Below are 18,063 nucleotides of genomic sequence, written 5' to 3'. Positions count from 1 at the left end.
TTATTGAAGTTTTTTTAAGATCTTCTGTTGTTATCTCTTGAAGAATTTCCTCTTTGAGATTCACTTCTTTGTGGTGCTGGTTCTCTTGAGGAATTTCGGCTGCTTTGTGATTCTTCTCTTTGTGGAGCTTCTTGTCTAGAAGAGTTACCTCTGTTTTGTGACTCTGCTCTTTGTGGCGTAGCCTGATTAGAAGAGCTAGATCTATTTTGAGAGTAATCTCTTTGTGGCGCTGCTTGAGTTGAAGGACTAGTTCTATTTTGAGAGTAATCTCTTTGAGAGTTTCCTCTTTGTGGCGCTGCTTGAGTTGAAGGACTGGTTCTGTTTTGAGAGTAATCTCTTTGAGAATTTCCTCTTTGTGGCGCTGCTTGAGTTGAAGGACTTGTTCTGTTTTGAGAATAATCTCTTTGAGAATTTCCTCTTTGTGGCGTTGCCTTACTAGAAGGATTAGTTCTGTTTTGAGAATAATCTCTTTGAGAATTTCCTTTTTGTGGACCTACTTCTCTCGAAGGATTAGTTCTATTTTGAGAGTAATCTCTTGATGAACCTGACCTTTGTGGAGTTGTTTCTCTTGATGAACTAGTTCTGTTTTGAGAATAATCTCTTTGATTTCCTGTTCTTCTGTTAGAGTAACCAACTTCGTTTCTTGAACCTCTTCTTTGATCTAATTCATAACGGTTAGTTACTGTAGCATTTCTTCTGGAGAAGGAATAATCAGGGTGTTGTCTTTCATAACCATTTGAACGTCTAGAGCTGTGTAGAACAATAGCGCGCTCACTTCTCCTGTAATTAACATAATTGTAATTATTGTTAATGTTCAAGCTAATGTTGATGTTATTTCTGTATCTGAATATTGGAAATGGATTCCATGCATAATAATAGGAAGGATAATACCCCCAATTCCATGAAGAAAAATAAGGACGGTAGTTAGGAGACCAGAATGAAGCATAAATTAGTGGAGTACTATAATATATAGGCTCATAAATGTAATTTTGACCATACATATACACATCTCCTACAACTTGAACATGGATGTTGTTGTTTCTGTCTTTTTCAACGTCAATTGTAGCTACATCTTGATACACATCAGTATCTATAACAGATTGAATGATGATTACGTGAGTCCGATTTTCGACAGTTTCGATAACTCTCAAATAATCAACTTCATTGTCATCATTTAAATCTAAATTTGATATTTGTAGTTCAGGGTCATTCAGGCGTCTTTCAAAATCCTTTAGATTTCTAGAGTCACCAAAAATAGAAGCAACAGCTCTCAGATCAAGATTGTCACTGATTTCATTATTCATTGCATTTACTGATGTTCTATCTTGCGCTTGTATTTGTGTTGCGAAAACAGTAGCCAATAAACTCAATAGTAGTAGTTTCGTTTTCATAATTAATTGAATTAAGTTCATTTTTTTTGATTATCCAATTACTGTGCCAATTAATTTAATTGTTATTTACTATTCGTATTATTAATTGTAAATTAGCCATAAAATGTATAAAAAATGAAAACTTTTTTTTTGATTCTATTGATTTCAAATCTTTTGACATCCTGTAAATCAGCTGATTTTGCTGTAAAAAAAGATGCTTATGTTGAATTTAAGTCTATTGTAGTAGACACATTATTTCAAGATAAAATAAGTATAAGGGCTGTTTTAATTGATACAAATAAAATTTGGTTTGCAGCTGATAAAGGGAGATTTGGTTTTTTTAATTTGGATAATAAGCAAAAATTTGAAAGCAAGATTATCAAAGATTCCTTAAAGCTTGAGTTTAGAAGTAATGCCAAAACAAAAAAACATATTTTTATTCTAAATGTTGGGAATCCAGCTTTGTTATATCAAATTTCAAAAGACGGAAAAGAAACAAAATTAGTGTATCAGGAAAATCACGAGAAAGTGTTTTTTGATAGTATGCAGTTTTGGAATAATAAAGAAGGGATAGCGATGGGAGACCCAATTGCGGATTGTATGAACGTAATTATTACTCGTGATGGCGGAAATTCATGGAGTAAAGTTCCGTCAGATAAATTACCAAAAGTGATGGACGGAGAAGCAGCTTTTGCGGCAAGCAACACTAATATTATCATCAAAGGGAATAATACGTGGATTGTTTCCGGTGGAAAAAAATCTAGCGTTTTTTATTCTCCTGACAAAGGAAATTCATGGACAGTGTATGAGACTCCAATAGTGCAGGGGAAATCTATGACCGGAATTTTTACGGCAGATTTTTATGATGCTGAAAATGGATTTATAGCCGGAGGAGATTATGAAGTGCGAAATCAAAATTTTTCTAATAAAGCAATCACAACTGATGGCGGGAAAACATGGAAGCTAATAGCAGAAAATCAAGCTTTTGGATACGCTTCTTGTGTGCAATATGTTCCGGGAAGTAACGGTAAAGGGCTCGTAACGGTTGGTTTCTCAGGGATATACTATTCCTCGGATGGAGGGACTTCATGGAAACAATTTTCTACTGATTCTACTCTCAATACCATCAGGTTTAAAGATAATCACACAGCAATTGCAGCAGGACAAAATAAAATGATTCGCATCAGTTTTAAATAAAAAACACCCTAAGTCTTGTACAATAAGAACTTAGGTTTTTTTTAAACTAATAAAAATAAAAAAAATTATTTTTTTTGACCCTTGTTACGATATTGCTGTAACAATTTTCTATTGAAATCTTCTTCAGATTTTTTTAGTTTAACTATTTTTACGGCCGGTAAAATTGTTCTCACATTTTGCATGAATTTTTTCCGCAATAAAAACAACTCCTCTTCAGTATCCTCTATTTGGGCCAAAAAGATATTTGCTTCTTTTTCAGTTATTTTATCTAGCGAGCCATCATTCATTCTTCTCATGTACGTTTTCATTTTTTGATGTCTCAGTTCAAACTGTTTGTCATCAAATGTATTGTATATGGGCCAGAATCTTTCGGCTTCATTAGTTGTTAAGTCTAATTCAGTGGTAAAAAAAGCTACTTTTAAAGCTTTTATTTGCTCTTTTTTCTCTTTCATGCTTTCGCCTTGAGCGTAAAAGTTAAAAGAAACGAATAGCAACAGTATTTGTAATATTTTTTTTATGTTCATTTTGTATTTATTTAATTACAGCTTTGGATGAAAGCTTTGCAGTTTAATTTATTCTAAAATAAGGTTTTCTAAGTTTGAATTTGTAGACAAATGATCTTCAATTGCATCATCTTCTAAAACAATACCAGTTTTTATGTTATTGATATCGTCAGTTTCTAATACACTTATCAAGTCATATTGATTTACATTAGATTGATACGTAATATAATTTTCTAAAGCCGCAGCGTCTAGCTCTTTTGTGTTTGTTGAAGAAGGACTTAAAATTGGAATCATCAAAGCAAGTACTAAAATTGCTGCTGCCATCATAATTAAAGTTTTTCTTTTTTGAAAAATAGAAATTACTTTTGGCTCGTTTTTAGGTAATTGCTCCATCATTTTGATTGAAAAATTTTCAAAATAATGGTCTGGAGTTTTAAATCCAGTTTTAATTTTAGGTTCGTTTTCTAATTTAAATGTTTTCATAATATATTTTAGACAGTGTTACAGCTAAAAGGTTTAATTTGTCGAAACAAAAGCTTCAATTTTTTTTACGGCAAGATGATAAGATGCCTTTAATCCGCCAACAGTGGTTCCCAGAATTTCTGAGATTTCTTCGTATTTCAGTTCTTGAAAATATTTCATTTTAAAAACTAATTGTTGCTTTTCAGGCAATAATGCAATCGCTTTCTGTAATTTTATTTGAATTTCATTTCCGTCAAAAAAAACGTCGGCTTCCAGATTATCAATAGTTTTGTTTTGTAAAGTTTCTGATGAAATGCCACTCGTTTTTGATTTTTGTTTCAAAAATGTCAAGGATTCATTAGTTGCTATGCGATACATCCATGAAAAAAGTTTGCTTTCACCTTTGAAGTTTTTTACATTTTGAAATATTTTCACAAAAGTATTTTGCAATACATCATCAGCATCATCGTGATTCAAAACAATGTTACGAATATGATTGTATAACGGTCTTTGATAATCCTGCAATAACTGCTGAAACGCTTGATTTTGCGTTTTAGGGTCTAACAAGTGATTTATAAATTCCTTTTCTTCTTGCAAAGCGATTATTTAAGAGTTTGAATAGAATTTATTAAAAAGGTTTAATCAACTTTAAAATAATATTAAAATTCAGATTGTTCTTCTACCTTATTTATTACTGGTGCAGGCGTTTTTATGGCTTCGGCTTCCTTAATTACAGCTGTAGTTGACGTAGTAGTAGCAGGAATTACTTTTGGTTTTATTGGATAGTAAATTTCTGTAACCCATTTTGAAGGGTTTTTAATTTCTGTTTTACTGATGGTGAAATTCTCTACATGAGAAAATGTAGGGTCAAGAACAATTCGATTGGTGTTAATGTGTGTTGTTGCTTTATCCAAAGCTTTTTTCGTATGGGAATAATCTCCGGTTAAAGTAGTTTTAATGGCTTCGAATGGTTCCAGTTTTCCAGTTAAAATATCACTTCCTGAACTCGTTAAGATTTGGGTTTTTATAGGTACACAAAACGATAATTTAGTCAATCCTTTTACAGGATCATAAGTGTGATAAATTATAAATGGTTTTCCGTTTAATTCGACATTATTTTGTTCGCAAAAAGCAATCATTTTTGGGAATACGATTTGAGCATTTTTAATGACTTTTGAAATTTCACTGGTAAAGGTTTGTCTCAAATAAAACGTTCCAAGTTTTTTTACTAATCCGTTTACTTTTACGGCATAAGTATTTATTTCAAAATCAAGAGTTTTGTCTAAATTAGCTAAACTCTTCTCATTTATTTCCCCTATAATTTTATTTATACCTCCATTAAAAGCGGTATAAACTTTCATAGAAAAACTCATTTTCCCTTTAGTTTTCCATGTTACTTTTGTACCTCCTATAGTATCCTTAAAACTCCAAAAAACAGATGACGAAGTTCCATCGTAATTCATTTTTTGAGAAATACTGTCATTTTCTTTTACAAAAAGAGTCAGCATATCACCTGTGCTTTCTTTTCCTTCCCATGAAAAGATAGCTCCGGGACCAATTGTTTTTTTAGTATAAGTAATTTGCATTTCAGGATCTTCAACAATCCAGGAACTAAAATCTTCCCAGTTTCTATAATCATTAACAAAATTAAATACGGTGGATTTTGGAGAATTTATGATTTGACTTCTTTCTACAGTAAAATCTCCTTTTTGAGTTGCCACAAAAATAGATAGCGCCACAAAACTTAGCAATAGTAAAAGAAATAAGTATTTTAAAATCCTCATAATGTACAGATTTGTTAATTTTTGTAAAGTTAAAGATTTTATTTACAAGTCATCGAAAGTGTTAAATAAATATAGATTATTTTCTAAACAAGGAATGTTTGTCTGTTTGTTTTTGGATTGAATTCAAAGCTGGATTTACAATTTTCAATCGTTTTCAACGGATTCTTTTTCGAAGAAAAACTAAATAAGGACAGTGCTTTGTTCTATTAAGTGCTTGTTATTGAATATTTTAAATTAAATAAAAAGTCTACTAAATAGTGGATGTCATTTGTTAGGTCTAAAAAAAACTAACGTTTAAAAAATACTTTTATCAAAAATAAAATTCCAATAAAAACCCCAAATCCTATTAGAATCTTGTAATTCCCTTTATAAAACTCTTTATGGATTTTTAAATCTTTTCGATAGGCATAAATTGCTGCAATAACAAATGCAACAAAAAATAAGCCTGCAAACACTAATTGACCTTGACTAAACATAGTTTAAATTATTTTCCGCAAATTTAGGTAATAGTTTAGAAATAGTTGCTAATTTGCTTTTTCATTTAACAAAATATAAAGATGCAAAAACAGATAAACTCAGTTAAAGAATTTCATAACGCTTTTAAAATAGGTCACAGTGAAATTCCTACAGCTAATTTAGGGGAAAGTAAACACACGCTTCGTTACAACTTAATGAAAGAGGAAAACGAGGAATATCTTGAAGCAGTTCAAAATAATGATTTGGTAGAAATTGCAGATGCATTGGGTGATATGATGTATATTTTATGTGGAACTATAATTGAGCATGGTCTGCAGCATAAAATAGAAGCAGTTTTTGACGAAATTCAACGCAGTAATATGAGTAAGTTAGGTGAAGATGGCAAACCTATTTACCGAGAAGATGGGAAAGTCATGAAAGGACCTAATTATTTTAAACCAGATTTCTCTAAAATATTAGAGAACGAAGAGTAGTGTTTCAATATTTATTTACTGATAAGGCATAAAAAAAGCGATTTTCATTGTGAAAATCGCTTTTTTAAAATTATGAAATCTTAGAATTATACTTTAACAGTCCATCCAAAAGTATCTTCTTCTAATTTATTTTGGATGTTTTCTAATTTAGTTTTTAGTTGTAAAGCCATTGTTTTTTCAGTTTTTGGCAATTCATAATAAACATCCTGATAAGAAAATCCAGAAATTGGACTTACTACAGCAGCCGTTCCAGCGCCAAAAATTTCTTTTAAACTTCCGTTTTGAGCAGCCTCAACAAGTTCATATACTAAAACCGAACGAATTTCTACATCTATACCTTCACTTTTCGCTAAATCAATTAGCGTTTTTCTAGTCACACCATCAAGAATTCTTTCGCTCACTGGGGCAGTTAGTAATGTATCATTTATTCTAAAAAACACATTCATAGTACCCGCTTCTTCCAGTTTGGTGTGCGTTGCATCATCAGTCCAAATTACCTGTTGGAAACCTTCTTTATTTGCTAAATTAGTTGGGTAAAATTGAGCTGCATAATTCCCTGCAGCTTTTGCAGCTCCTATTCCTCCATTTGCAGCTCTACTGAAATGTTCTGCGATAAGTACTTTTACATCACCTGAGTAATAACTAGTTACAGGCGATAAAATAATCATGAATTTATAATCATCAGAAGGATTAGCAATTACTCCTGTACCAGTTGCAATCATAAATGGCCTGATGTACATAGAATTACCTTTTCCTTTTTTAATCCATGCGTCGTCTAATTGTAATAATTGATTCAGACCGCTCATAAATATCTCTTCAGGAACTTCTGGCATTGCCATTCTCACTGCAGACGTATTAAAACGCTTGTAGTTCTCATCAGGTCTAAAAAGCCAAACGTCATCATTTACATCTTTATAAGCTTTCATGCCTTCAAAAATTGCTTGACCATAATGAAAAACTCTTGTAGATGGATCTAACAAAAATGGTGAGTAGGGTTTAATGACGGGTTTTTGCCATTCTCCATTTTTATAATCACATTCAAATAGATGATCTGTAAAAACAGAACCAAAGCTTAAGTTTGAAAAATCAACCTCGTTTATTTTTGTAGAGGAAGCTTTTATTGTTTCAATTTTGTTAGTTTGAGTAGTACTCATAGTAATGTATTGTTTTTTGATTTTTTTTAAATGACAAACTGGAGCTTAAAAAACTGAATTTCTATAAGTTGAAGTTTCATCTTTGCAAAATTAAATAAAAATCAACAAAACACTTGTCAAAAAACTATTAATTATAGCACTTAACTAAGATTTGTTTACATTTTAAAAAAACCAAAAAAACATTGCCCATTTCTATCGATTATATAATAAATGTCGATTTTTCAGAGACAAACATATTAGATTTCATTAATTTTGGACAAACATTATAGCTTTTAATCTAACATAACCTGAAAATCCAGTTTTGAAAAGAGAAATAATCCAAACACTTGATGGTTCAACTACCATTCACATAGCAGAATGGGATGAATGTTATCATTCTAAACATGGTGCTATACAAGAAGCACAACATGTATTTATTAAAAACGGCCTTTCATTATTTCAAAACAGTACTATATCTATTTTGGAAATAGGATTTGGCACCGGTTTAAATGCTTTTATCACTTTACTGGAGTCAAAAAAAATGCAGCAATCTATTGATTATGTTGGGGTAGAAGCGTATCCAATTTCAGTAGACGAAGTTTTATTGATGAATTATGTCACAGAATTGAATGTAAGTCAAGAAAGTGCAACTTTTGATAAAATGCATGAAAGTAACTGGGGAGAAAAAATTGTTTTAAGAGAAGATTTTTCACTTACGAAGAGAAAGCAATTTTTTGAAGAAATTGATGATGTAGATCAATTTGATTTGATTTATTTTGACGCTTTTGGGTACAGAGTACAACCTGAATTATGGAGTACCGCTATTTTTGAGAAGATGTATAAGGCGCTTAAAGCGAATGGTGTACTTGTTACTTATGCTGCCAGAGGCGTTGTAAAAAGGAGTATGATTGAAGTAGGCTTTACTGTTGAAAAACTTGCCGGACCGCCTGGGAAAAGAGAAATGTTTCGTGCTAGAAAAAGTTGATACTTGCTATTTAAGTTGTTTGTTTTCAGTGATTTATTTTTTTTTGAACTAAAATCCATGAATTAAAAATAAAAAGATTAAAACTACGTTAAATAGTTATGTTGTAATTGAAAAAAATGTAATTTTACAACACTTTAGAATTCAAATCTAACTAAAATATTCGTTTACTATGTCAAAAATTATGTATGATTATACAAAATCAATTTTAGAAAGAGTGAGTTTTGATCCTTTGCTTTTTTGTAAGGAATTAGAAAAAGCAATCAAAACATTATTACCATACGAAATGGAGCAATTGCGAGAATGGTTATTAAATTTCACAATAGGAAAACCGGAATTAAAACAATGTTTATTAATCGTAAATTCATAAAAAAAAGGAACCGCAAGACGGTTCCTTTTTTTATTTTTTAGGTAGTGAACTTATAATTTCAACATTCTGAAATACGATAGCACCTTTTATAACTCCAGCAATTGTATTTCTTAGCGCATCAATTATCTGTATTTTTAATTCGCTCTTTGGAAATATTAGGCTGACCTCTCTGGCGGGTTTAGGCTCCTTGAAGTGCCTTAATTTTAATTTGTCAGTTTCTTTCAAATCTAAAGTATGTAAATAGGGAAGTAATGTTGTCCCTAAACCTTCATCAGCTAATTTTATAAGAGTTTCAAAACTTCCGCTTTCAATTTGGAAACGACTCATTTCACTTTTACTTACATTTTTACATAAATTTAAAATACCGTCTCTAAAACAGTGTCCATCTTGCAGTAGCAAGATTTCATCTAAGTTTAAATCTGAAACTTCTATTTCTTTCTTTTGAAAATGATGATGACTTTCTGGTATATATGCTACAAAGGGTTCGTAATACAATACAATTTCTTTTATTTTTTCCTCCATCAGAGGTGTTGCGGCAATGGCGGCATCAAGATGACCGTTATTTAGTTTTGTTATTATTTCATCAGTATTTAACTCTTCGATTATGAGTTTTACTTTAGGATATTTTTTTATGAAATTATTCAAGAACATTGGCAATAGCGTAGGCATAATGGTTGGGATTATTCCTAATCTGAATTCACCACCAATAAATCCTTTTTGCTGTTCTACAATATCTTGAATTCTATCGGCCTCATTGACGATATTTTTTGCCTGATTTACAATTTTTTGACCTATGTCAGTAAGCTGAATCGGTTTTTTTGTTCTGTCAAATATCTGAATACTCAATTCTTCTTCTATTTTTTGAATTTGCATGCTCAATGTAGGTTGAGTTACAAAACATTTTTCGGCAGCAAGAGTGAAATTTTTGTGTTCGGCTACGGCAAGAACATATTTTAATTGAGTAATTGTCATTTTATAGTAATATCTGATGCAAATATAAAAACAATCAATTAAACTTATAGTGTAAAATACCGTTTTCTTGTGTATTTTTGTTGAAAAAGATGACATGAAAACAAATATTTTAGGATTACCGGTAAAAGAATCAGAATTGATTGTTAGTGAATTGAATATTTTGTTATCAAATTTTCAGGTTTATTATCAAAATCTAAGAGGAATTCATTGGAACATCAGAGGCAAACGTTTTTTTGATTTGCATGTAAAGTTTGAAGAATTATATACGGATACCCAAATAAAAATTGATTTAATAGCCGAAAGGGTTCTGACTGTTGGCGGGACACCACTTCATACTTTTGAAGATTACATAAATAATAATCAGTTAGTTGTAGGTAAAAATATTTCAAATGATGAAAAAGCAGTGCATTTGATTGTTGCTTCATTGTCACATTTATTAAAAATAGAAAGAGAGATTCTCAAAAAAGCTGGAGAAATTAATGATGAAGGTACAAATTCCATGATGAGTGATTTCATTTCAGAACAAGAAAAGACAATCTGGATGATGCAAGCTTGGTTAGAAGAGAGTTTATAGCTAAGTGAGAATTAAAACAAGTGTTATAAATTGAATCAAGGTATTTGTGTTTTATTTAATGTTAATTTTTTTTTAAATTTAGGAAACGATTGCTTATTTAATAAACTTAATTCTATTTTTGCGCACATGAAAATGATATCTAAAATATTTTTAATTGTATTTATCGCTTTTCTCATCACTCCAACAATAGTTACTGTGATTGAGAAAAGTGCAGATATTTCCATTTTTTATAGTGTTTCCGAAGAAGAACATGCACACAAAGAAATTAAGACTTTTTTTTATTTAGAATCTCCCACTGAAGTTGTCACTTCATCAAAATTATCGTCCAGCGCTATTCTATCTGAGAATTTATCAAAACACGATAATATCACATCATCGATATTTATTCCACCACCAAACGAAGTTTAATACATAATTTTTGATTTTATTTTTTAAAATCAATTTTCACATATATCATGTGAACAGTTTTTTGTATTCAATTTTTAGTTTGGTATTATGACAAAAAAAATTAATCTTTTTGCTAACCTTAAATCTGATTTTGCTTCTGGTTTAGTGGTTTTCTTGGTGGCGCTACCATTGTGTTTAGGTATTGCAATGGCTTCAGGTGCTCCTTTATTTTCAGGAATTATTTCAGGAATTATTGGAGGAATAGTAGTAGGCTATTTAAGTACGTCTAACATAAGTGTTTCTGGGCCTGCTGCTGGTCTAACTGCAATTGTCCTTACGGCAATAACGGATTTAGGTGCTTTTGATATTTTTTTAACTGCAGTTTTTATAGCAGGTTTGATACAATTAATATTAGGATTCGCTAAAGCAGGAAGTATTTCTAATTATTTTCCAACGAATGTTATTGAAGGAATGTTAGCGGGTATTGGAATTATTATTATTCTGAAGCAATTGCCTCACGCTTTTGGTTACGACAATGATTTTGAAGGCGATCAAGCGTTTTCACAAATGGATGGCAGTAATACCTTTTCTGCACTGTTTAGTATTTTTGATTATATCCAAATAGGTTCAATTGTTATTACATTAGTATCTATGGCGATTTTGATTTCTTGGGATAAAGTTCCTTTTTTGAAAAAATTAAAATTAGTTCCCGGAGCCTTAATAGCTGTTGCTCTTGGTGTTATTTTGAATGAGATTTTCATTGGTACAGGAAGTGTTTTAGCTATTGGAAAAGAGCATTTAGTTTCCTTACCTGTTCCTTCTTCTTTCGAAGAATTTAAAGCAATTATTGTAACTCCTGATTTTTCTGGGGTAATGAATCCTAAAGTTTGGGTGGTTGGGTTAACTATAGCCATTGTTGCTTCGATAGAAACTTTATTATGTATAGAGGCTTCTGATAGAATGGATACTCAAAAACGTTATACGAATACCAATGTGGAATTAAAAGCGCAAGGAATTGGAAATATGATAAGTGCACTTTTGGGTGGTTTGCCGATGACTTCCGTAGTTGTCCGTTCTTCAGCTAATAATAATGCCGGAGCCAAATCTAAAATGTCTACCATCATTCATGGCTTGTTATTATTGATAAGTGTATTGACCATTCCGCTAATTTTGAATAAAATACCATTGGCAACTTTAGCGGCAATTCTGTTATTGGTTGGGTATAAACTGGCTAAACCAGCTACATTCAAACATTTTTGGGAAAAAGGAAAGTATCAATTTGTGCCTTTTATTGCCACATTATTAGCAGTTGTATTTTTGGATTTATTGAAAGGTGTAGCTCTTGGAATTGTTATCAGTATTATTTTTGTTTTAAAAGGAAATCTGAAGAGAGCCTACTATTTTAGAAAAGAAGAATATGCAGATGGTGATGTGATTCATATTGATTTGGCTCAAGAAGTTTCTTTCTTGAATAAAGCCGCAATCAAACAGACATTAAGTCATATTCCGGAAAATTCTAAGGTAATAATTGATGCAAAAGATACCGTTTATATTGCGCATGATATTTTGGATTTAATCCATGAATTTAAAACTACGAGAGCAGTAGATAATAATATAAAAGTGAAACTGAAAGGATTTAAAAAAGCCTATCAGTTAGAAAATACTGGAGAGGCAGAAAAACACGTTTTTGTTGAGCATAAATAACAAATAAAGTTTAAATAAATGAAGACATTAAATAAAGAATTGCAATCTGCAATTACACCAAGAAAGGCGTTAGAAATATTAAAAGAAGGAAATAACAGATTTGTAAATAATCTAAAAGCGCATAGAGATTTACTTGAGCAAGTTAATGATACTCGTGATGGTCAATGGCCGTTTGCAACAATTTTAAGTTGTATTGATAGTAGAACTTCTGCAGAACTCATTTTTGATCAAGGTTTAGGTGATGTTTTTTCAGTAAGAATTGCTGGTAATATTGTAAATACAGATATTCTGGGAAGTATGGAGTTTGCCTGTAAAGTAGCAGGTTCTAAACTTATTGTTGTTCTGGGACATAGCAAATGTGGTGCTGTAAAAGGTGCTTGTGACCATGTAGAAATGGGAAATCTTACTGAATTGTTATCAAAAATTCAACCAGCAGTTTATCAAGAAAAGGAAACTTTAACGGAAAGAAATGCTAAAAACCCTTCGTTTGTAGAGAATGTTGCTCAAATTAACGTAAAGCGTAGTGTAAAAAGCATTATTGAAAGAAGTTTTATTTTGGAGCAAATGGTTGAAAATGGTGAGATAGGAATAATTGGAGCCATGCACAATATTGAAACAGGCGAAGTTGTTTTCTATGATGATGTTCAATACATTAAGGATGATGAAAATCTAGGTTTCACAATAGCGGAATTGAGACATTAATATTTTAAAATTTCATATATTTGAATTTGATTGTATATTCTAAACAATTCAAAATTAATCAGATTAACAATCAAAATAATTATGAGCGATTTTTACAAAAAAATATTAGAGAATAATAAAAAATGGGTCGAAACTTCTTTAGCGAGCGACCCAAATTATTTTGAAGACCTTGCCAAAGGTCAAACTCCGCCATTATTATGGATAGGTTGTTCAGACAGCAGGGTTCCTGCCAATGAAATTGTAGGAGCAAAACCAGGTGAAGTTTTTGTACATAGAAACATTGCCAATATGGTGGTGCATAGTGATATGAATATGTTGAGCGTATTGGATTACGCCGTGAATGTCTTGAAAGTAAAACATGTGCTGGTATGTGGCCACTATGGTTGTGGAGGAGTCAAGGCAGCAATGGGGAATGATTCTATTGGAATTATTGATAACTGGATTCGCCATATAAAAGACGTATATCGTTTACACAGCACCTATTTAAATTCTATCGAAGATGAAACGGAGCGTTTTAATACTTTTGTAGAACTAAATGTAAAAGAGCAGGTTTTTGACTTAGCCAAAACATCAATTGTACAATCCGCCTGGAAGAACGGTCAGGATTTAACCTTACACGGATGGGCTTACGGACTTAATTCCGGTTTTGTAACAGATTTAGATGTTAACATCAGTTCCGATAAAGATTTGGATGAAGTATACCAACTGAAATTCTAATAATAAAGCTGCTTTTAGCGGCTTTTTTTATTCGTTATCCAAATCCAGATTTTCATTAAATGCAGATGGCAATAAAGTAGGGATGAATTTTATTAAAATAGGCAACAATAAACTACCTCCTGGAAGTAAAAATATAGTTAACGAAGGAACGGTTTTACAAATTTCCAACAGTTGTTTTTTGACTTTCTTCTTTTCTTTTTCGTCCAAATCTCTTCGAGTAGAATAGGCTAATAATACCATTAACTCTTTGCTTTGCACAATTTCCTTAATCAATCTGTTTTTATTACGGCTTATGAGCGTAACAACACTTTGAGTCGTTTGATCGTAAAAATGTTTGACAGGATTTGAATAGTTGAAATACGGTATTTCTTTTTTATATTTCGTTATAAATGCATCGGTGCTCTCTATGCTTTGCTTTACAAAATCATCTGAAACCGATACTGTTTCAGCCAATGAATGCAAAAAGTAAGCCTCGTTATTCTCTATTTTGCCATCACTCCATAAAGCCATTCCGGCAATATCTATCAAATAATATTGTTCTAATTCATTCGTAAAATAATCCAATTGCAGTGTTTCTAGACTTTGTACAGAGATTCGGGAAAATTTACTGTAGCGTATGGAGGCTTCAAAAAGTTTTATCAATAAATCATCATATTGTGATTTTTTAGATTTAATTTTTAAAGCGAGTGTCACAATATTTACAATTGTCTCTTCAATTTTCTTTAGGTATTTTTCCGGAATTTCGCCATGTATTAAGTATTGGCGAAAAGCCAAAACATCTATAAAAAGCAACGCATTGGTTACCAGATGGGAGAAATTTTTACTGATGATACTATCGTTCGTTTGGACACGCTCATCAATTATTTTTTCCAGAGTTAAGGCAAGGGAATTTTTAGGTAGTATTTTTTTAAACAAATTGAAACCTTGCGGATTCATTTGATTGTAAAACGTAACTGTTTGTTTTATGAAATTCTCGGAACTGATTTCGTCATTGGTCAAACAAAAAATACCGTATAACGTATTTAATAATGCAACTTTAGAAATCTCTTCTTTAAACCAACCTTTGGTGTCAATTGTATTTACGGTGTCAAATGTGATTATATGGCCATAAATAAATCCTGTTTCTCTAACTTTTTGATAAAATGTATCCGTAGTTTTAGAAACCGTTTTCTCTGAAATTTTTTGTTCAATAAAAAATTTATCTATCCAACCTGATGCCGAAGGGTTAATCATTGCTTTAATTTGAAGGTACAAAGCTATACTTTTTTGCGGTAGTTTTAACAGTGCTTTTTAGTTTAACACAGTTACTACAATTAATTAGTATTGTTTTTTTAGTTTTAAACAAGATAAATTTAATTGTTATAAATTTTTATAAAAAACACTCAGAATCAAGCCGTATTTCCATTGTAATGATTGACAATGGATATAATAAAATAGGATTTTGATACAAGAGGTCTATATATAAGAAGCCCTGAATTACTATTAAAACTGGGCTTCTATTGGTATTTAAGAATTGAATAAAGCTTCAGCGGCATCCCAATTTACTACATTCCAAAAAGAAGCAATATAATCAGCTCTGCGGTTTTGATTTTTTAAATAATAAGCGTGTTCCCAAACGTCTAAAGCTAAAACGGGTTTCCCTTTTAATCCTTTGCCACGCAAACTCATCAATGGATTGTCTTGATTTGCCGTTGAACCGATAACTAATTTACCATTTTGAACCACTAACCAAGCCCAACCGGAACCAAATCGTTTCATGGAAGCATCACTGAATTGTTTCTTAAATTCATCAAAAGAACCAAAAGTAGCAGTTATTGCGTCGCCTAATTTTCCTTTTGGAGTACCGCCACCATTTGGTTTCATTAAACTCCAAAACAAACTGTGATTGTAATGTCCGCCGCCATTATTGCGAATCGCTTCTGGAAATTTCGACATTTTTCCGAAGATACTTTCCAAGGATTTAGAATGTTCAACTAAGTTTTCATCCAATGTTTCAATAGCTTTGTTCAAGTTTGTCACATAAGCTTGATGGTGTTTGCTGTAGTGAATTTCCATGGTCATTTTATCAATATGAGGCTCTAAGGCATCGTAAGCGTAAGGTAATTTTGCAAGGCTATAGTTTCCTTTAAAATCGAGAGTGTCTAATTCCGATATTTGATTTTCTAATTTTAAAGGGTTTTCAGATGCAAAAGCAGTATTAAATAAGCTAGAACCAATGATTGTTCCTGTCGAAAGTATTGCAGTTTGTTTTAAGAAATTTCTTCGTGTATTATTATTTTCCATAGGTTGAAAATTTATCCTAAAAAGGTTATTAAAGTAGGACATAAATTTAAACATTAAAACATAGGGATGGGTTAATAAAGACTTAAAATTTGGTTAGTTTTTGTTTGCTATATATTTTAAGAACCTTTAAATGTATCGGAATTATATAAATTTCATTTGAAATTTGTATAAAATATCTTTGTAATTTTGAAAACACCTTCAAATAGAATAGTATTAAAAAGGGATTCTGTTTTTTGTAAATAAATGAAAATCAGAATATCTAAATTTTTTCGTTTGAAAGAATCTAAAAATATAAAAATGAAACATAAAGAAATAGCCTTGACAAGTTGGAGTTTACTGAAGCGTACCTATCAGGAATTTGATGATGACAATGCCATAAAATTAAGTGCCTCATTGTCCTATTATACGATTTTTTCGTTGCCTCCATTGTTAATTATTATTTTGTCAATTTTTAGCTTTTTCTTTGGAAGAGAAGCGGTCACAGGAAGATTCTTTGGGCAAATTAATGGGATGGTTGGGAATGAAGCTGCAATCCAAATTCAAGAAACAATTAAGAATATTGAATTGTCGGATAGCAATACATTTGCGGCTGTTTTTGGAGGGATTATGTTACTTATAGGCGCATCAGGTGTGTTTGCCGAAATACAAAGTTCCATCAACTTTATCTGGGGTTTAAAAGCAAAGCCCAATAAAGGAGTCATGAAATTTATTAAAAATAGGCTAATGTCATTTTCGATGATTGCTTCTGTTGGTTTTTTGCTGATGGTGAGTTTGATGGTTAATACCGTGATGGATGTTATCAACACGCGATTACTTGTTTATTTTCCTGATACGACGGTTTATATATTTTATATTTTCAATATATTAATTTTATTTGCAACAACTACTATGTTGTTTGCTATCATTTTCAAAACTTTGCCAGATGGAAATATAGACTGGAAAGATGCTTTGATAGGTTCCAGTTTCACTTCGTTTTTCTTTATGTTTGGTAAATTTGCCATTGGATTTTATTTAGGAAGTTCAACTGTTGCAACTGTTTACGGAGCAGCGGGTTCCATTATCATCATTTTAATTTGGGTGTATTATTCGGCAATAATCCTATATTTTGGTGCTGAATTCACTAAAGTATATGCTAATGCGCATGGAAATAAAATTATTCCAAATGGGTATGCTGTCGCAATTAAGGTAGAAGTTGTAGAGGTGAAAAAGAGTTAAATTTATATTTCTGATTTTAAAGGTTTAATGGCTTTAAAAGATAGTTTCTGTAAGACTCTTTTTTTTAATTTTTTCTAAAAAAGATACATTGGCAATGTTTTTGAACTATTAAAAAAAAATATAAAAATCAAAAATGGATCACATGAGAAAAATAATTCTGTTGCTTACGGTTATATGTTTAGCATTTATTTCTTGCAATTCGGTTAAAACAATCACAGATGAAACAGCTTCACTTGATGGAACTTGGGAATTGAATTACATTACAGGACCCAGGATAGCTTTTGGAGGATTATATCCAAATAAAAAACCTAGTATTATCTTTGACTTAAAAGAAAATCGTTTTTCAGGAAATACCAGTTGTAACAATTACACGGGAAAATTAAGTGTTAATGGAAATACAATCAGTTTCAAAGAGCCAATGGCGGTAACCAGAATGATGTGTCTTGATGGTCAAGGTGAAAGGGTGTACTTATCAACTTTAGAGAAAATTGATTCTTACTCCATTTCAGAAGATGGAAAAACTTTAAATTTTATCATGGGCGATATCGCTATGATGCGTTTTGATAAAAAATAAATTATAGAATTTTATATAAATAAAAAAACCGCCTTGTTTTCAGGAACAAGGCGGTCTTTTACTAATAATGTCTAGTCCTGAAATAGCGATACACAAAAAGTACCGTTATGGAAAATCCTCAAGAAAGTCGCTATGTAAAGCGTACTCAAAAAGACTACTCGATGTCTTTTAAATTACAAATTGT

General features: G+C 31.3%; 20 protein-coding genes. 11 read left to right on the top strand and 9 right to left on the bottom strand.

Annotated features, from left to right (window positions below; all coding sequences use genetic code 11):
* Positions 1–14: 14 nt before the first annotated feature.
* On the bottom strand, positions 15–1,391 hold the full coding sequence (locus ACNQF6_RS12475; protein WP_417966238.1) for a hypothetical protein: 1,377 nt from the start codon (positions 1,389–1,391) through the stop codon (positions 15–17).
* 114 nt (positions 1,392–1,505) lie between these two features.
* Here ACNQF6_RS12475 and ACNQF6_RS12470 point away from each other — a divergent pair, with 114 nt between their 5' ends.
* Positions 1,506–2,567: a sialidase family protein gene (locus tag ACNQF6_RS12470; protein ID WP_417966237.1), complete on the top strand. Its 1,062-nt coding sequence runs from the start codon at positions 1,506–1,508 to the stop codon at positions 2,565–2,567.
* A gap of 65 nt (positions 2,568–2,632) precedes the next feature.
* Here the strand turns inward: ACNQF6_RS12470 and ACNQF6_RS12465 are convergent, their stop codons facing one another.
* From ACNQF6_RS12465 to ACNQF6_RS12450, 4 genes are all read right to left on the bottom strand, one after another.
* Positions 2,633–3,091 carry a sensor of ECF-type sigma factor gene (locus ACNQF6_RS12465; protein WP_417966236.1) on the bottom strand — a complete coding sequence of 153 codons (459 nt, stop codon included), beginning with the start codon at positions 3,089–3,091 and terminating at the stop codon, positions 2,633–2,635.
* Positions 3,092–3,139: 48 nt separating this feature from the next.
* Entirely contained in the window at positions 3,140–3,553 is a 414-nt protein-coding gene (locus ACNQF6_RS12460; protein ID WP_417966235.1) for a hypothetical protein, read from the bottom strand.
* Between the two features lie 33 nt (positions 3,554–3,586).
* On the bottom strand, positions 3,587–4,129 hold the full coding sequence (locus ACNQF6_RS12455; RefSeq protein ID WP_417966233.1) for an RNA polymerase sigma factor: 543 nt from the start codon (positions 4,127–4,129) through the stop codon (positions 3,587–3,589).
* 62 nt (positions 4,130–4,191) lie between these two features.
* Positions 4,192–5,316 (bottom strand): SRPBCC family protein, encoded by a 1,125-nt coding sequence (locus tag ACNQF6_RS12450; protein ID WP_417966231.1) that lies wholly within the window; start codon positions 5,314–5,316, stop codon positions 4,192–4,194.
* A 557-nt stretch (positions 5,317–5,873) separates the two neighbouring features.
* On the opposite strand from ACNQF6_RS12450, the gene ACNQF6_RS12445 reads away from it, so the two are divergent.
* Positions 5,874–6,266, top strand: coding sequence for a pyrophosphohydrolase domain-containing protein (locus ACNQF6_RS12445; RefSeq protein ID WP_417966229.1), 393 nt, complete (start codon positions 5,874–5,876; stop codon positions 6,264–6,266).
* 86 nt (positions 6,267–6,352) lie between these two features.
* Here the strand turns inward: ACNQF6_RS12445 and ACNQF6_RS12440 are convergent, their stop codons facing one another.
* Positions 6,353–7,420 (bottom strand): branched-chain amino acid aminotransferase, encoded by a 1,068-nt coding sequence (locus tag ACNQF6_RS12440; RefSeq protein ID WP_417966228.1) that lies wholly within the window; start codon positions 7,418–7,420, stop codon positions 6,353–6,355.
* A gap of 301 nt (positions 7,421–7,721) precedes the next feature.
* On the opposite strand from ACNQF6_RS12440, the gene mnmC2 reads away from it, so the two are divergent.
* Positions 7,722–8,384 carry a tRNA (5-methylaminomethyl-2-thiouridine)(34)-methyltransferase MnmC2 gene (gene mnmC2, locus ACNQF6_RS12435; protein ID WP_417966227.1) on the top strand — a complete coding sequence of 221 codons (663 nt, stop codon included), beginning with the start codon at positions 7,722–7,724 and terminating at the stop codon, positions 8,382–8,384.
* 169 nt (positions 8,385–8,553) lie between these two features.
* Positions 8,554–8,751 carry a hypothetical protein gene (locus tag ACNQF6_RS12430; RefSeq protein ID WP_099716298.1) on the top strand — a complete coding sequence of 66 codons (198 nt, stop codon included), beginning with the start codon at positions 8,554–8,556 and terminating at the stop codon, positions 8,749–8,751.
* 30 nt (positions 8,752–8,781) lie between these two features.
* Here the strand turns inward: ACNQF6_RS12430 and ACNQF6_RS12425 are convergent, their stop codons facing one another.
* A complete protein-coding gene (locus ACNQF6_RS12425; protein WP_282712497.1) occupies positions 8,782–9,723 on the bottom strand; it encodes a LysR substrate-binding domain-containing protein in 942 nt (313 codons plus the stop codon).
* Between the two features lie 94 nt (positions 9,724–9,817).
* Between ACNQF6_RS12425 and ACNQF6_RS12420 the strand changes: the two genes are divergently transcribed.
* The 5 genes from ACNQF6_RS12420 (at position 9,818) to can (ending at position 13,807) form a co-directional block, all read left to right on the top strand.
* Positions 9,818–10,297, top strand: coding sequence for a Dps family protein (locus tag ACNQF6_RS12420; RefSeq protein ID WP_417966226.1), 480 nt, complete (start codon positions 9,818–9,820; stop codon positions 10,295–10,297).
* Between the two features lie 30 nt (positions 10,298–10,327).
* Positions 10,328–10,705: a hypothetical protein gene (locus tag ACNQF6_RS12415; protein WP_417966225.1), complete on the top strand. Its 378-nt coding sequence runs from the start codon at positions 10,328–10,330 to the stop codon at positions 10,703–10,705.
* Between the two features lie 87 nt (positions 10,706–10,792).
* A complete protein-coding gene (locus ACNQF6_RS12410) occupies positions 10,793–12,388 on the top strand; it encodes a SulP family inorganic anion transporter (RefSeq protein ID WP_417966224.1) in 1,596 nt (531 codons plus the stop codon).
* Positions 12,389–12,406: 18 nt separating this feature from the next.
* Positions 12,407–13,090 (top strand): carbonic anhydrase family protein, encoded by a 684-nt coding sequence (locus ACNQF6_RS12405; RefSeq protein WP_417966223.1) that lies wholly within the window; start codon positions 12,407–12,409, stop codon positions 13,088–13,090.
* A gap of 81 nt (positions 13,091–13,171) precedes the next feature.
* Positions 13,172–13,807 (top strand): carbonate dehydratase, encoded by a 636-nt coding sequence (gene can, locus ACNQF6_RS12400; RefSeq protein ID WP_282712502.1) that lies wholly within the window; start codon positions 13,172–13,174, stop codon positions 13,805–13,807.
* A gap of 27 nt (positions 13,808–13,834) precedes the next feature.
* On the opposite strand, the gene ACNQF6_RS12395 is transcribed toward can, so the two are convergent.
* Positions 13,835–15,040 carry an LETM1-related biofilm-associated protein gene (locus tag ACNQF6_RS12395; protein ID WP_417966222.1) on the bottom strand — a complete coding sequence of 402 codons (1,206 nt, stop codon included), beginning with the start codon at positions 15,038–15,040 and terminating at the stop codon, positions 13,835–13,837.
* Between the two features lie 273 nt (positions 15,041–15,313).
* Positions 15,314–16,090 carry a superoxide dismutase gene (locus ACNQF6_RS12390; protein ID WP_470303394.1) on the bottom strand — a complete coding sequence of 259 codons (777 nt, stop codon included), beginning with the start codon at positions 16,088–16,090 and terminating at the stop codon, positions 15,314–15,316.
* Between the two features lie 297 nt (positions 16,091–16,387).
* Here ACNQF6_RS12390 and ACNQF6_RS12385 point away from each other — a divergent pair, with 297 nt between their 5' ends.
* A complete protein-coding gene (locus ACNQF6_RS12385) occupies positions 16,388–17,305 on the top strand; it encodes a YihY/virulence factor BrkB family protein (protein ID WP_417966221.1) in 918 nt (305 codons plus the stop codon).
* Positions 17,306–17,447: 142 nt separating this feature from the next.
* Entirely contained in the window at positions 17,448–17,879 is a 432-nt protein-coding gene (locus tag ACNQF6_RS12380) for an META domain-containing protein (protein ID WP_417966219.1), read from the top strand.
* Positions 17,880–18,063 lie beyond the last annotated feature (184 nt).

It is taken from the genome of Flavobacterium pasteuri, from assembly GCF_048286615.1.
GTDB lineage: Bacteria > Bacteroidota > Bacteroidia > Flavobacteriales > Flavobacteriaceae > Flavobacterium.
This window is presented reverse-complemented; position numbering and strand designations above follow the sequence as displayed.

What these genes read in the sequence shown, in the direction of transcription:
- ACNQF6_RS12390 (WP_470303394.1), bottom strand. Translation starts at nt 16,090, where the DNA reads ATGGAAAATAATAATACACGAAGAAATTTCTTAAAACAAACTGCAATA.
- ACNQF6_RS12445 (WP_417966229.1), top strand. Translation starts at nt 5,874, where the DNA reads ATGCAAAAACAGATAAACTCAGTTAAAGAATTTCATAACGCTTTTAAA.
- ACNQF6_RS12380 (WP_417966219.1), top strand. Translation starts at nt 17,448, where the DNA reads ATGAGAAAAATAATTCTGTTGCTTACGGTTATATGTTTAGCATTTATT.
- ACNQF6_RS12465 (WP_417966236.1), bottom strand. Translation starts at nt 3,091, where the DNA reads ATGAACATAAAAAAAATATTACAAATACTGTTGCTATTCGTTTCTTTT.
- can (WP_282712502.1), top strand. Translation starts at nt 13,172, where the DNA reads ATGAGCGATTTTTACAAAAAAATATTAGAGAATAATAAAAAATGGGTC.
- ACNQF6_RS12475 (WP_417966238.1), bottom strand. Translation starts at nt 1,391, where the DNA reads ATGAAAACGAAACTACTACTATTGAGTTTATTGGCTACTGTTTTCGCA.
- ACNQF6_RS12425 (WP_282712497.1), bottom strand. Translation starts at nt 9,723, where the DNA reads ATGACAATTACTCAATTAAAATATGTTCTTGCCGTAGCCGAACACAAA.
- ACNQF6_RS12470 (WP_417966237.1), top strand. Translation starts at nt 1,506, where the DNA reads ATGAAAACTTTTTTTTTGATTCTATTGATTTCAAATCTTTTGACATCC.
- ACNQF6_RS12450 (WP_417966231.1), bottom strand. Translation starts at nt 5,316, where the DNA reads ATGAGGATTTTAAAATACTTATTTCTTTTACTATTGCTAAGTTTTGTG.
- ACNQF6_RS12440 (WP_417966228.1), bottom strand. Translation starts at nt 7,420, where the DNA reads ATGAGTACTACTCAAACTAACAAAATTGAAACAATAAAAGCTTCCTCT.
- ACNQF6_RS12460 (WP_417966235.1), bottom strand. Translation starts at nt 3,553, where the DNA reads ATGAAAACATTTAAATTAGAAAACGAACCTAAAATTAAAACTGGATTT.
- ACNQF6_RS12405 (WP_417966223.1), top strand. Translation starts at nt 12,407, where the DNA reads ATGAAGACATTAAATAAAGAATTGCAATCTGCAATTACACCAAGAAAG.
- ACNQF6_RS12430 (WP_099716298.1), top strand. Translation starts at nt 8,554, where the DNA reads ATGTCAAAAATTATGTATGATTATACAAAATCAATTTTAGAAAGAGTG.
- ACNQF6_RS12410 (WP_417966224.1), top strand. Translation starts at nt 10,793, where the DNA reads ATGACAAAAAAAATTAATCTTTTTGCTAACCTTAAATCTGATTTTGCT.
- ACNQF6_RS12420 (WP_417966226.1), top strand. Translation starts at nt 9,818, where the DNA reads ATGAAAACAAATATTTTAGGATTACCGGTAAAAGAATCAGAATTGATT.
- ACNQF6_RS12395 (WP_417966222.1), bottom strand. Translation starts at nt 15,040, where the DNA reads ATGATTAACCCTTCGGCATCAGGTTGGATAGATAAATTTTTTATTGAA.
- ACNQF6_RS12385 (WP_417966221.1), top strand. Translation starts at nt 16,388, where the DNA reads ATGAAACATAAAGAAATAGCCTTGACAAGTTGGAGTTTACTGAAGCGT.